The 12,441-nt window shown below is 75.8% G+C and carries 14 protein-coding genes; 12 read left to right on the top strand and 2 right to left on the bottom strand.

What is annotated here, in order from left to right:
• Positions 1 to 54: 54 nt before the first annotated feature.
• Complete coding sequence (locus ACI78R_RS17640; RefSeq protein ID WP_073417900.1) at positions 55 to 465, bottom strand: ArsI/CadI family heavy metal resistance metalloenzyme; 411 nt, start codon at positions 463 to 465, stop codon at positions 55 to 57.
• A gap of 119 nt (positions 466 to 584) precedes the next feature.
• Between ACI78R_RS17640 and ACI78R_RS17635 the strand changes: the two genes are divergently transcribed.
• From ACI78R_RS17635 to ACI78R_RS17620, 4 genes are read left to right on the top strand one after another with little or no spacing between them, the layout of a single operon-like run.
• Positions 585 to 923, top strand: a complete 339-nt coding sequence (locus ACI78R_RS17635; RefSeq protein ID WP_245794219.1) for an ArsR/SmtB family transcription factor — start codon at positions 585 to 587, stop codon at positions 921 to 923.
• Entirely contained in the window at positions 920 to 2,029 is a 1,110-nt protein-coding gene (gene arsB / locus ACI78R_RS17630) for an ACR3 family arsenite efflux transporter (RefSeq protein ID WP_457041663.1), read from the top strand. The genes ACI78R_RS17635 and arsB overlap by 4 nt, the downstream gene beginning before the upstream one ends.
• Complete coding sequence (locus ACI78R_RS17625) at positions 2,026 to 2,442, top strand: arsenate reductase ArsC (protein WP_457041662.1); 417 nt, start codon at positions 2,026 to 2,028, stop codon at positions 2,440 to 2,442. The genes arsB and ACI78R_RS17625 overlap by 4 nt, the downstream gene beginning before the upstream one ends.
• Before the next feature lie 58 nt (positions 2,443 to 2,500).
• Positions 2,501 to 3,547, top strand: a complete 1,047-nt coding sequence (locus ACI78R_RS17620; protein WP_457041661.1) for a GGDEF domain-containing protein — start codon at positions 2,501 to 2,503, stop codon at positions 3,545 to 3,547.
• Between the two features lie 26 nt (positions 3,548 to 3,573).
• On the opposite strand, the gene ACI78R_RS17615 is transcribed toward ACI78R_RS17620, so the two are convergent.
• A complete protein-coding gene (locus ACI78R_RS17615; protein ID WP_457041660.1) occupies positions 3,574 to 4,473 on the bottom strand; it encodes an MBL fold metallo-hydrolase in 900 nt (299 codons plus the stop codon).
• 84 nt (positions 4,474 to 4,557) lie between these two features.
• Here ACI78R_RS17615 and ACI78R_RS17610 point away from each other — a divergent pair, with 84 nt between their 5' ends.
• The 8 genes from ACI78R_RS17610 to ACI78R_RS17575 all read left to right on the top strand — a co-directional run bounded on the left by ACI78R_RS17610 (position 4,558) and on the right by ACI78R_RS17575 (position 12,368).
• Positions 4,558 to 5,331 carry a FadR/GntR family transcriptional regulator gene (locus ACI78R_RS17610; protein WP_073417910.1) on the top strand — a complete coding sequence of 258 codons (774 nt, stop codon included), beginning with the start codon at positions 4,558 to 4,560 and terminating at the stop codon, positions 5,329 to 5,331.
• Positions 5,328 to 6,092 (top strand): cache domain-containing protein, encoded by a 765-nt coding sequence (locus tag ACI78R_RS17605; RefSeq protein ID WP_457041659.1) that lies wholly within the window; start codon positions 5,328 to 5,330, stop codon positions 6,090 to 6,092. The genes ACI78R_RS17610 and ACI78R_RS17605 overlap by 4 nt, the downstream gene beginning before the upstream one ends.
• 126 nt (positions 6,093 to 6,218) lie before the next feature.
• Positions 6,219 to 7,535, top strand: a complete 1,317-nt coding sequence (locus ACI78R_RS17600) for an NAD(P)/FAD-dependent oxidoreductase (protein WP_457041658.1) — start codon at positions 6,219 to 6,221, stop codon at positions 7,533 to 7,535.
• A 31-nt stretch (positions 7,536 to 7,566) separates the two neighbouring features.
• Positions 7,567 to 9,102, top strand: a complete 1,536-nt coding sequence (locus ACI78R_RS17595) for an aldehyde dehydrogenase family protein (protein WP_457041657.1) — start codon at positions 7,567 to 7,569, stop codon at positions 9,100 to 9,102.
• Between the two features lie 53 nt (positions 9,103 to 9,155).
• Entirely contained in the window at positions 9,156 to 10,316 is a 1,161-nt protein-coding gene (locus tag ACI78R_RS17590; RefSeq protein ID WP_457041656.1) for an aminotransferase class III-fold pyridoxal phosphate-dependent enzyme, read from the top strand.
• Positions 10,313 to 11,077 carry an amino acid ABC transporter ATP-binding protein gene (locus tag ACI78R_RS17585; RefSeq protein WP_073417918.1) on the top strand — a complete coding sequence of 255 codons (765 nt, stop codon included), beginning with the start codon at positions 10,313 to 10,315 and terminating at the stop codon, positions 11,075 to 11,077. Before ACI78R_RS17590 ends, ACI78R_RS17585 begins: the two co-directional genes overlap by 4 nt.
• The gene (locus ACI78R_RS17580) at positions 11,077 to 11,715 is read left to right on the top strand and encodes an amino acid ABC transporter permease (RefSeq protein ID WP_083628114.1); all 639 of its coding nucleotides are present in this window, start codon (positions 11,077 to 11,079) and stop codon (positions 11,713 to 11,715) included. Before ACI78R_RS17585 ends, ACI78R_RS17580 begins: the two co-directional genes overlap by 1 nt.
• Positions 11,712 to 12,368: an amino acid ABC transporter permease gene (locus ACI78R_RS17575; RefSeq protein ID WP_073417922.1), complete on the top strand. Its 657-nt coding sequence runs from the start codon at positions 11,712 to 11,714 to the stop codon at positions 12,366 to 12,368. The genes ACI78R_RS17580 and ACI78R_RS17575 overlap by 4 nt, the downstream gene beginning before the upstream one ends.
• Positions 12,369 to 12,441 lie beyond the last annotated feature (73 nt).

Here is a 12,441-nt window from a genome sequence, read left to right as displayed (position 1 = left end):
GCTCCGCGACGGGACCCGGCAGCGGGACCCGGCAGCGGGACTCAGCAGCAGGACTCAGCAGCAGGACGAGGTCGTCGTCGCGCCCTCCAGGTCGGGCCGGGCGTCGGCGGTGACGGTGTAGACCTCCCACGGCTCGCCGCCGGGCGCGGTCACCCACACCTTGTCCTGGACCGCGTAACAGCAGGTGGTCTGCTCCTCGGTGCGCGTGGCGAGGCCGGCGTCGGCGAGCCGGCCGGTGGCGGCCGTGACCTCCGCCGTGTCCGCCACCTCCACGCCCAGGTGGTCGAGCCGGGTGGGCTCCCCGCCCTCGCCCTCCAGCAGGACGAGCTTGAGCGGCGGCTCGGCGACGGCGAAGTTGGCATAGCCCGGGCGGCGCTTGGCCGGCGGCGTGCCGAACAGGCGGCCGTAGAAGTCGACGGCGGCGTCGAGGTCGGCGACGCGCAGCGCGAGCTGGATCCGGGACACGGGGACCTCCTCGGGTCGGGAGACATCGACGTTCGTCGATGTCCGGGCCACCGTGCGCCTTGACATCGACGTCTGTCAATACGATGGTCGTCGAAGTAACCGACGTCGATGGAGGACCCGTGAGCGACCCGGCGGCCTGCTGCACGCCCCTGACGGGCACCGCCATGTCCGCCGAGCGCGCCGAGGAGGTGGCCGGGCTGCTCAAGGCGCTGGCCGACCCGGTGCGCCTGCGGCTGGTCAGCCTCATCGCCGGCAGCGACACCGGCGAGGCCTGCGTCTGCGACCTCAACGCCGCCTTCGACCTGACCCAGGCAACGATCAGCCACCACCTCAAGGTGCTGCACACCGCGGGCCTGCTCGACCGCGAGAAGCGGGGCGTGTGGGTGTACTACGCCGTCCGCCGGGAGGCGCTGGCCGCCGTCGCCGGCCTGTTCGACGCCGCCGCGGTCCCCGCGTGAGCGACGCCGTCCGCGAGGCCCCGGTCGCGGGGCCGGAGGCGCCGGTGCTCCGGCGGCTGTCGGTCCTCGACCGGTTCCTGCCCGTCTGGATCCTCGCCGCCATGGCCGCCGGCCTGCTGCTCGGCCGCCTGGTGCCCGGCTTCGACGACGCCCTGGCGGCCGTCGAGGTCGGCGGGGTCAGCCTGCCGATCGCCGCAGGCCTGCTCTTGATGATGTACCCGGTGCTGGCGAAGGTCCGGTACACCGAGCTCGGCCGGGTCGCCGGCGACCGGAGGCTGCTCGCCGCGAGCCTGGTGCTCAACTGGCTGGTCGGCCCGGCCGTCATGTTCGCGCTGGCCTGGCTGCTGCTGCCCGACCTGCCCGAGTACCGCACCGGCCTGGTGGTCGTGGGCCTCGCCCGCTGCATCGCCATGGTGCTGATCTGGAACGACCTGTCCTGCGGCGACCGCGAGGCCGCAGCCGTGCTGGTCGCCGTCAACGCGGTGTTCCAGGTGCTCGCCTTCGGCGCGCTCGGCTGGTTCTACCTGCAGGTGCTGCCCGGCTGGCTCGGCCTGCCCACCACGTCGGCGGAGTTCTCGGTCGCGGCGATCGTGGTCTCGGTCCTGGTCTTCCTGGGCGTCCCGCTGGCCGCCGGTGCGCTCACCCGCGTGCTGGGGGAGCGGGCCCGCGGCCGCGCCTGGTACGAGCAGCGCTTCCTGCCGCGGATCGGCCCGGTGGCGCTCTACGGCCTGCTGTTCACCATCGTCGTGCTGTTCGCGCTGCAGGGCGACGCCATCGCGTCGCGCCCCTGGGACGTCGCCCGCATCGCGCTGCCGCTGCTGGCCTACTTCGTCCTCCTGTTCGGCGGGTCGTTCCTGCTCGGGATGCGGCTTCGCCTCGGCTACGCGAGGACGGCCACGCTGGCCTTCACCGCGGCCGGCAACAACTTCGAGCTGGCCATCGCCGTCGCCATCGGCACCTTCGGCGTCACCAGCGGGCAGGCCCTGGCCGGCGTCGTCGGCCCGCTCGTCGAGGTGCCCGTCCTCGTCGCGCTCGTGTACGTCTCCCTGTGGGCCGCCCGCTGGTTCCCCGGCGACCCGACCGTCCCCGTCAGGAGCACCCCGTGACCCGTCCCAGCGTCCTGTTCGTCTGCGTGCACAACGCCGGCCGCTCGCAGATGGCCGCCGGCTGGCTGCGACACCTCGCCGGCGACGCCGTCGAGGTCCGCTCGGCCGGCTCGATGCCCGGCGACCGGATCAACCCCGCCGCGGTGCAGGCGATGGCCGAGGCCGGTATCGACATCACCGACCAGCGCCCCCGGGTCCTCACCACCGACGCCGTCGAGGCCTCCGACGTCGTCGTCACGATGGGCTGCGGGGACGCCTGCCCGGTCTTCCCGGGCAAGCGCTACCTCGACTGGGCGCTCGACGACCCCGCCGGCCAGGGGGTCGAGGCGGTCCGGCCGATCCGCGACGAGGTCGAGCGCCGGGTCCGCGGGCTGCTCGCCGAGCTGGAGGTCCCCGCTCCCGCGCGGGACTGACCTCCCCCCTCGGGGTGGCCCGGCTCAGGACGGCGGCCCCACCTGCCGAAGACCAGGTGTGGCCATCGCCCGGGGACTGCGCGCACGGCAGCCGCGCGCCGCCGCGCGGTCGCTCGTGCTGATGATCGCCGTGTCCGCCGTCGTGCTGGCCGTGGTCAGCACCTTCGGCGCCAACGCGGCGAGCGCCGTGACCGTCGGGGCCACCTGGGCGGGCGTCGCGTTCCTCGTCGTCCTCGCCGCCGTCGTGCGCCGCACCGAGCCCGGCCGGCTCGACCGGGCCGGCGTCTTCGTCGCCGTGGGGATCGCCGGGGTGGCGATGGTCTGCGTGCTCAACTGGATCACCGAGGACACCTCGGCCGGCGCGCAGGCCTTCCTCGCCTTCCCGGTGCTGTGGGCCGCCTCGCACCTGCGCCGCACCGCCGTCGTGGTGGTGACGACGACGGCGGTGCTCGCCAACGGCCTCGTCGTCCCGCTGCTGGTGCCGCTGGAGACCGCGCTGTCCGACGTGCTGCTGACGGGCGTCGTCCTCGCGGTCGTGGCCTCGATGCTCGAGCGGGCCGGGTCGGTGCAGGAGCGGCTGGTCGAGGCGCTGGAGCAGCAGGCCACCGTGGACACCCTCACCGGCCTGGTCAACCGCCGCGTCTTCGACGACGCCCTCGCCGTCGCGCTCGACGGCCGCCGCGCGGGCCCGGCCGAGGGCACCGCGCTCATGCTGCTCGACGTCGACTCGTTCAAGCAGATCAACGACGTGCACGGGCACCCGGTGGGCGACGACGCGCTGGTCCACCTCGCCGGGATCATCCGCCGGCAGATCCGCGCCGGCGACGCCGTGCTGTCCCGGCTCGGCGGCGACGAGCTCGCCGTGCTGCTGCCCGGCTGCAGCGCCGACGTCGCGGTCGACCGCGCCGGGGCGCTGCTGGAGAGCGTGCTGTCGACGCCGCTGACGCTGCCCGACGGGAGCCTGCTGGCCATGTCGGTGAGCGTGGGCGTGGCGCACTCCGGCGGCCGGGCACCCGGGATGCGCGAGTTCTACGCCGCCGCCGACCGTGCCCTCTACCGGGCCAAGCGCGGCGGCCGCGGCCGCGTCGAGGTCGCCCCGGTCTGAGTCGCCCCGGTCTGAGTCGCCTCGGTCTAGGCCAGTGCCCAGGTGCCGCCCTCGGCGCGCACCACCCCGGCGCGCTCCAGCCGGGCCAGGTGCTGCTCGGCGGTGCGCCGCTCCACCGTCGGCACGAACGGCAGCTGCACGTGCGGGCGGTACACCAGCCGGTGCTCGACCACCTCGGCCACCGTGCGCGGCCGCTCGGCGAGCAGGCCGAGCAGCGTCTCGTCGCGGCGGGCGACGACGCCCGCGTAGGTGTCGAGCGCGGCGAGGAACGCCTCCCGCCCCTCGACGACGCCCTTCTGGTGCGCGGTGCCGTACCAGCGGGCCTCGATGCCGCGGAGCCGGTCGAAGGAGGCCTCCAGCGCGTCGAGGTCGCTGCTCACGTCGCCGTAGTACGGGCCGAAGCCGGTGAGGTCGATGTCGCCGATGAACAGGAAGCCGTCGGGCTCCACGAGCAGCCCGCAGTGCCCGGCGGTGTGCCCGGGTAGGTGGACGACGGTCAGCGTGCGCCCGCCGAGGTCGATCACGTCGCCGTCGGTCACCTCCCGGACGTCGGCGTGCCCGGTGATGCCGAAGTCCGTGCGCAGTTCGTCGCGGAAGACGTCGGCGGCCGCGTCGTCCATCCCGAAGCCGGCGAGCAGCGCCTCGGTCTCGCGCACCGCGGGGGCGTCGGCCGGGTGCGCGTGCGCCGGTACCTCGGGGAAGACGTGCAGGCCCGCGACGTGGTCCTCGTGCCCGTGGCTGACGAACGCCAGGTCGACCGGCCCGACGGCGCCACCGCGGCGGCCGACCTCGATCGACGGGTCCACGAGCGCCGTCGCCTCGGTGCCCGCGACCAGCAGCGAGTTGCCGCACGGGTAGCGGCCGCCCTCGGCGGAGGCGAGGAGCGTGATGCCGCCGTAGCGGAGGTCGTCGTCGCGGCTGCCCACGCGCCCACCCTGGCACGGCGCGGAACGGCGGGGGCGACGGCGGCTCGTAGAGTGCCGCCCGACGGCGGCGGAGGAGGGGGCGGGATGCGCGACGTGCTCTCGACGCTCACCCGCGACGTGCTCTTCGGCCCGCTCGACACCCCCGGCCGGACCGAGGCGGTGGTCAACCGGTTGCGCACGGCCGTCGCCCTCGGTGTGCTCGCCGACGGCGCCCAGCTGCCCTCCGAGGTCGAGCTCGCCGCCCAGTTCAACGTCGCGCCGGGGACCCTGCGGGAGGCGCTCGCGGCGCTGCGCGAGGAGGGCATCGTCGAGACCCGGCGCGGGCGCGGCGGCGGCAGCTTCGTCCGGGTGCCCGAGTCGCTGCACGTCGCGCACGCGTCGGCGCTGCTGGCGTCGATGCCCCCGCCGGAGTTCCGCGACCTCTCCGACTGGCGGGCCGCCGTCGCCGGCGCCTCCGCCGAGCTGGCCGCCGAGCGCGCCTCCGACCAGGACGTCGGCCACCTCGGCTCGCTGGCCGGCAGCCTGGCCGCCGCCGAGGACGAGGCGACCGCCCGCCGCTTCGACGCCCGGTTCCACATCGCGCTCGCGGCCGCGGCCCAATCGCGCCGGCTGAGCACCGAGGCGATCAACCTGCAGGTCACCTACGCCCCCATGCTCGCGCTCGTGTACGCCGACCCCGACGTCCGGCGCGAGGGCGGGACGCGGCTGGCCGAGGTCGCCGACTGCGTCCGCGCCGGCGAGGCCGAGCGGGCGCGCCGCGTCGTGACCGAGCTGACCAGCGACACCGCGCGCAGACTGTCCCGGCTGCGGAGCCGGACGGCGGCGCCGGGCACCGGGACGGGGAGGGAGGCGCGGTGACGCAGGACGACGTCGACCAGGGGACCGAGGTGGCGCGGGCCGTCACGCGGGTCCGCACCCACCTCGACGGCCTGGCCGCCCTGCTGGAGGGGGTGCGGGAGCCGGTCGAGGCCGGCCTGGCCGCCGCCGGCGCCGACGTGCCCGCGCTCGGCTACCGGGAGCTGACCGCGCTGCTGCGCGAGGTCGCGGCGCCGCACTGCACCGCGGCGCTCGGCGCGGCGCCGTCGGTGGCCGGCGTCGGGTGCGTGGCGCAGAGCCCGGCGGAGGCGGGGGAGGCCTTCGCGATGGTCTGGTGGGTCAGCCGCAACGGCGTGGTGAGCGAGAAGCGGCACGACCTCAACCCCACCTCCGACGCCTTCTACGACTACCGGGACGCCGAGTGGTTCTCGGTGCCCCGCACCACCGGCGGGTTCGTCGTCGCGGGCCCCTATATCGACGCGTGGGGCACCGACGACCTCACGATCACCGCGGGCCTGCCGCTGCGGGCCGGCGGCCGGGCGATCGGGGTCGTGGCGCTCGACGTCGCCACCGCCCGCTTCGTCGGCGAGCTCACCGACGCGCTCGACGAGCTGCCGCAGGACGCCGTCCTGGTGAACGCCGACGGCCGCGTCGTCGCCTCGACGGCGCCGGACCTCAGCACCGGCCTGCGGCTGACCCCGCGCTCGCGCGCCGCCGCGGGAGCGCCGGCCGGCACCGCGGTCCCGGCCGGCGCCCGCGGCTGGTCGCTGGTGCTGCTCCCCGGGGCCGACGCCCCCGCCTGACCCGGCACCCCGCCCGCCGGGTCCCGGCGGGCCGCGCGCAACGACTCGGCAACGACCGTCAGAACAGCCGTTGACCTCTAAAACGTCAGGACTGTAGGTTTTCGCCACCGCGCCGCCCGGGAGGGCGTGCGAGGGCCCGCGGGAGCCACCTGCCGGACCCTCCGCAGCGGTCCGTCCACCGCCTCCAGACGACGTCCGGCTCCGGCCGGTCGCCGTCCGTGGAGTGCGGTCCACCAACAGCAGGGAGCCGTCGTGGGGGATGTCCGGGTCGCCGTCGTGGGAGCCGGGGTGTGTGGGGTGACCACCGCCCTGGAGCTCCAGGCGCTCGGCGTGCGCGACGTCGTCGTCCTCGACGCCCGCCACCCCGGCGACGGGTCCTCCGGGCTGTCGGTCGGCATGGTCGAGACGCAGTACGTCGAGGTGCCCGACATCGCCGTCCGGGCGCACGGCCGCCGGTACTACGACGCGGTCGAGCGCGACCACGGGCTGACGTTCGTCCGCGGCGGCTACCTGCGCACCGCCCACGACGGCGCCGACCTCGCCGACTACGAGCGCAGCGTGCGGCGGCAGCGCGAGGCCGGCGTCCCCGACGCCGAGGTGCTCGACGCCGCCGAGATCGCGCGGCGCTGGCCGCAGCTGGTGGTCGACGACCTCACCGGCGGGCTGTACGGGCCCTCCGACGGCCACATCGACGGCTACGAGTACTGCACGCTGGCCGCGCGGCTGATCCGCGAGCGCGGCGGCCGGGTGCTCCCCGGCACCCCGCTCGTCGGCGCGGAGTCCCTGCCCGGCGGCGGCTGGCGCCTGGTCACCGGCCGCGAGCCGGTGGAGGCCGACGTCGTCGTCAACGCCGCGGGGCCGTGGGCCGGGGTGGTCGGCGACCTGCTCGGCGCGCCGGTGCCCCTGGTGCCGCAGCTGCACGGGGCGGTGACCGTCGAGCTGGCCGCGCCGCTCACCCCGCTGCTGCCCTTCGTCATGGACTACGTGCCCGGCTCCGGCCAGGCCGGCGTCTACTTCCGCTCCGAGCGCGCCGACCAGCTCGTCGCCGGCCTGCACGTGGAGGAGGCCGTCGCCGAGTCGGTGTCGCCCGACGTGCCGCTGGGCCGGGTCGACGACGCCTTCCTCGAGGAGCTCGTCGAGCGCATGGGCGAGCGCCTCGCCGACACCGACGGCGCCGGCATCGGGCGCAGCTGGACCGGCATCTACCCGATGACGCCCGACCACCGGCCGATCGTCGGGCGCCACCCCGCCCGCGCCGACGTCGTCTGCGCGGTGGGCGGCGGCGGCAACGGCATCCAGCTCGCCCCGGCCATCGGCCGCGTCGCCGCCGAGGCGCTGACCGGCGCCGCCGACCCGACGTTCGCCGCGACCGACCCGGGCTGGGACCCGGCCCGCATCGCCGACGGGGCCCCCGCCGGCCCCGCCTCCGCGCAGACCCCCTGACCGACCCGACCCGACGACTGAGGAGTCCCCGGTGACCACCAGGCTCGACTACGGATCGACCGACCTCGGCGACGCCGCGCTCGACGCGCGCTTCGAGGCCGCCCTCGCCGAGGCGCGGAAGGGCGCCGACGTGCTCGACCACGTCATCGGCGGGCGGCCCGACGGGCGCGGGGAGACCTTCACCCGCGAGGACCCGTGTGCCCCCGGGACCGTGGTCTCCACCGCCCGCACCGCCGACGACGCCGTGGTGGCCGACGCCGTGGCCGCCGCCCGTGCCGCCGCCCGGGGCTGGCGGACGACGTCCCCGGCCGACCGGATCGCCGCCCTGCGCGCGGCGAAGGCCGGGTTCGCCGACCGCGCCGTGGAGATCGCCGGCGTCGTCTCCGCCGAGACCGGCAAGACCCGGCTCGAGGCGCTGGCCGAGGCGCAGGAGGCCGTCGACCTCGTCGAGCACTACTGCGCCGAGATGGAGCGCAACGACGGCTTCGTCACCCCGCTGCGGTCGGGTCCCGGCGAGCGCAACACCGACGTGCTGCGCCCCTTCGGCGTCTTCGCCGTCATCGCGCCGTTCAACTTCCCGGTCGCCCTCGCCGTCAACATGGCGGCGGCCGCGCTGGTCACCGGCAACACCGTCGTGGCCAAGCCCTCGGACAAGACGCCGCGCTCCACGGCGCTGGCGTGGGAGCTGCTCGGCGCGGCGCTGCCGGCCGGTGTGCTGAACGTGGTGCACGGCGGCGCGGACACCGGCCGCGCGCTGGCCGGCGCCGCCGTCGACGGGATCGCCTTCACGGGCTCGGCCGCCGTCGGCTGGCAGCTGGTGCGCGAGCTGGGCCAGGGCGCGTACGCCCGCCCGGTGCTCGCCGAGATGGGCGGCAGCAACCCCGCGATCGTCACCGCCACCGCCGACCTCGACGACGCCGCCCACGGCATCGCCCGCTCCGCCTTCGGACTGTCGGGCCAGAAGTGCAGCGCCTGCCGCCGGGTGGTGGTCGACCGCAGCGTCGCCGACGAGTTGCTCGAGAAGCTGGCCGCCGCGGCCGAGGCGATCGTCGTCGGCGACCCGGCCGACCCGCGTACCGGCATGGGCCCGGTCGCCGACGACGCCGTCAGCCGCCGCATCGACGACGCCCTGGCCGCCGCCGCCCGCGACGGCCGGGTGGTCACCGGCGGGCGGGCCGCGGAACTCGACGGCAACTTCTACCGGCCGGTCGTCGTCACCGACCTGCCGGCGGGCCACCCGCTGACCCGCGAGGAGCTGTTCGCGCCGTTCGTCACCGTCACCGCGGTGGACGGCTTCGACGCGGCGATCGCGGAGGCCAACGCCGTCGACTACGGCCTGTCGGCGGGGGTCTTCACCGGCGACGAGGAGGAGACGGAGCGCTTCCTCGACGAGATCGAGGCCGGCGTCGTCTACGTCAACCGCCGCGCCGGCGCGACCACCGGCGCCTGGCCCGGCATCCAGTCCTTCTGCGGCTGGAAGGCCAGCGGCTCGTCCGGCAAGGGCGGCCTCGGCCCCTGGTACCTGCCCGGCTTCATGCGCGAGCAGTCGCGCACCGTCGCCGGCTGACCGGCCCACCCCACCGACCCACCCCACCGACCCCCATCGACCGAGGAGGCACCGTGACGGTCGCCGAGCTCCGGGACCGCGCCCGCCGCGTCATGCCGGGCGGCAACACCCGCAGCACGCTGTTCGTGCCGCCGCACCCGCCGTACGCGGTGTCCGGCGCCGGCTGTGTCGTCACCGACGCCACCGGCCACCGGGTCGTCGACTGCAACAACAACTACACGGCGCTCATCCACGGCCACGCGCACCCGGAGCTGGTCGCGGTGGCCACCGAGGCGGTGGCGGCCGGCTCGGCCTTCGGGCTGCCGACGGAGTCCGAGGTGGTGTGCGCCGAGCTGCTGCGCGAGCGGACCGGGCTGCCGAGCTGGCGGTTCTGCAACTCCGGGACCGAGGCCGTGATGATGGCGCTGCGGGGCGCCCGGGCGGCCACCGGCCGCGACCTGGTGGTCCGCTTCGCCGGCAGCTACCACGGCACCTACGACGCCGTCGTCGACCCGGCCGCCCCCGGCGTCCCGGGCAGCGTCGCCGACTCGGTGGTCACCCTCCCGCAGGGCGACGCCGGCGCCCTCGCCGACCTGCTGCGCAGCCGGGGGAGCGAGGTCGCCGCCGTCCTGCTCGACCTCATGCCCAACCGGGCGGGCCTGCGCCCGGCCGACCCGGCGTTCGTCGAGCAGGCCGCCGACCTCACCCGCCGCGCCGGCGCGCTGCTCGTCGTCGACGAGGTCATCACCCTGCGGCTGGAGGTCGGTGGACTGCACACCCGCTACGGCCTCGAGCCCGACCTGGTCACCGTCGGGAAGGTCGTCGGCGGCGGCTTCCCGGTCGGTGGCGTCGGCGGGCGCACCGAGGTGCTCGACTCCTTCAGCCCGCTCACCGACGGCCCGGTCAGCTGGGGCGGCACCTTCAGCGCCAACCCGGTGACCATGCGCACCGGCACCGCCGCGCTGCGGCTGTTCGGGGCGGCGGAGGTGGCCGCGCTCAACGCCCGCGGCGACCGGCTGCGCGGGGAGCTGGCCGGACGCGGGGTCCCGGTGAGCGGCTCGGGCTCGCTGGTGCGCCTGCTGCTGCCCGACCCCGGCGCCACCTGGTGGCGGCTGTACGAGCGCGGCGTGCTGGCCGGCACCAACGGCCTGCTCGCCCTGTCGACCCCGATGACCGACGACGACGTGGACGCCGTCCGCGACGCCGTCCTGTCCGCCGTGGAGGGAGCCGCGTGAGCGCCGTCGCGCAGGAGCCGGCCGTCGTGCTCGACCGCATCCACAAGCAGTTCGGCGACCTCGTCGTCGTGAGGGACGTGTCGCTGACGGTGGCCCGCGGCGAGGTCGTCGCGATCATCGGACCCAGCGGCTCGGGCAAGAGCACCCTGCTGCGCTGCATCAACCTGCTCGAGCGGGCCGACTCCGGCCGGGTCGAGGTGGTCGGCCGCGCCGTCGAGCCGGGCGCCGGGGTGGCCGGCCGCGACCTCGCCGCCCTGCGCCGCAGTGTCGGCATGGTCTTCCAGTCGTTCAACCTGTTCCCGCACATGACCGTGCTGCGCAACGTGTCGCTGCCACAGGAGCGGGTGCTCGGCCGCAGCCGCGCCGAGGCCGACGCGCGGTCCCGGCAGCTGCTCGAGCGGGTGGGCCTGGCCGCCAAGGCCGACACCTACCCCTCCCGCTGCTCCGGCGGCCAGCAGCAGCGGGTGGCCATCGCCCGCGCCCTGGCCCTCGACCCCGAGGTGATGCTCTTCGACGAGCCGACCTCCGCGCTCGACCCGGAGCTGGGCCTCGAGGTGCTCGCGGTCATGCGGGAGCTCGCCGCCGACGGCATGACGATGGTCGTGGTCACCCACGAGATCCACTTCGCCGCCGACGTCGCCGACCGCGTCGTGGTCATGGCCGACGGCGCGGTCCTCGAGGAGGGCACCCCGGAGCAGGTGCTGCGCAGCCCGTCCACCGAGCGCGCCCGCCGCTTCCTCAGCGCGGTGGTCGACCGCTGATGGAGGTCCTCGAGGCGGTGCTGCTCGGGGTGCCGGTCACCCTGCTGGTCACGGTCGCCGCGCTGGCCCTCGGCGCGGTGCTGGCGGTGCCGCTCGCGGCGGCCCGGCGCTCCCGGGTGGTCCCGCTGCGCTGGCTCGGCCGCGTCGTCATCGACGTCGTGCGCGGCATCCCGCCGGTCGTCTGGCTGTTCCTCATCTTCTTCGGCCTGGGCCGCGACCTGATCAGGCTCGAGCCGATCGAGGCCGGGATCATCGGGCTGGGCGTCATATCCGCCGGCTACCTGGCCGAGATCTACCGCGGCGGGCTGTCGGCGGTGCACGCCGGCCAGTGGGAGGCCGCCTCGGCGCTCGGCATGGGCGGCACGGACACCCTCGTCCGCGTCGTCGCGCCGCAGGCGTTCCGGGTCTCGCTGCCGGCCGTGACGACCTACGCGATCAGCCTGCTCAAGGACTCCACGATCGTCTCGGCGATCGGGGTCAGCGAGATCCTGTTCCGCGCCACGCAGAGCGCCCGCTCGACGGGCGCCGGGCTCACCCCGTTCTTCGTCGCCGCCGCGGTGTACATCCTGCTCAGCGCGCCGCTGGCCTGGCTGTCGCGGGGCCTGGACGCCCGGCTGCGGGCGAGGGTCGCGCGATGACCGGGCTGCTCACCTCGTGGGGCGAGTGGCTGCCCCGTCTGCTGGAGGGGCTGGTCACCAGCGTCGAGCTCACCGCGGCCAGCCTGCTGCTGGGCATCCCCCTGGGGCTGGTGCTCGCGCTGCTCAGCTCCTCACGCACCCGCGCGGTGCGCTGGGCCGCGATCGCGCTGGTCGAGATCGGGCGCGGGACGCCGGCGCTGGTGATGCTGCAGTTCGTCTACTACGGGCTGCCGTCGGCGGGGCTGTCGCTGACGGCCTTCGTCTCGGCGGTGGCGGCCCTGTCGCTCACCACCGCCGGCTACACCAGCGAGATCCTGCGCGGCGGCCTGCAGGCGGTGCCGGCCGGCGAGACCGAGGCGGCCGGCGCGCTCGGGATGTCCCACCGCGACACGCTGCGCTTCGTCGTCGTGCCGCAGGGCGTCCGGATCGCGCTCCCGTCGCTCATGGGCTTCGCCATCCTGATCTTCCAGGCCACCTCGCTGACCTTCACGATCTCGGTCGTCGAGCTGCTCAGCCAGGCCTACTCGATCGGTGCGGCCACCTTCCGCTACCTCGACGTCCTCGTCCTCGCCGGCCTGCTCTACCTGGCCGTGACCATCCCGGCCGGGCTGCTGACCAACCGCACCGAACGGCGGCTGTCGCGCCACCTCTGACGGCACCACCCGCTCCACCCGCACCCAGCGCGACGGCGCCCCGCCGTCGGGCCAGTTCGTCCTGAGGAGATCC

This window comes from Geodermatophilus sp. SYSU D01106, assembly GCF_054049995.1.
The sequence above is the reverse complement of the archived record's forward strand: the minus strand, read 5'-3'. Positions and strand labels throughout refer to the sequence as shown.

Bases quoted from the DNA above. Each gene is read 5' to 3' on its own strand.
- ACI78R_RS17610 (WP_073417910.1), top strand. From the start codon at position 4,558: ATGCGCGACGTGCTCTCGACGCTCACCCGCGACGTGCTCTTCGGCCCG.
- ACI78R_RS17580 (WP_083628114.1), top strand. From the start codon at position 11,077: ATGGAGGTCCTCGAGGCGGTGCTGCTCGGGGTGCCGGTCACCCTGCTG.
- ACI78R_RS17575 (WP_073417922.1), top strand. From the start codon at position 11,712: ATGACCGGGCTGCTCACCTCGTGGGGCGAGTGGCTGCCCCGTCTGCTG.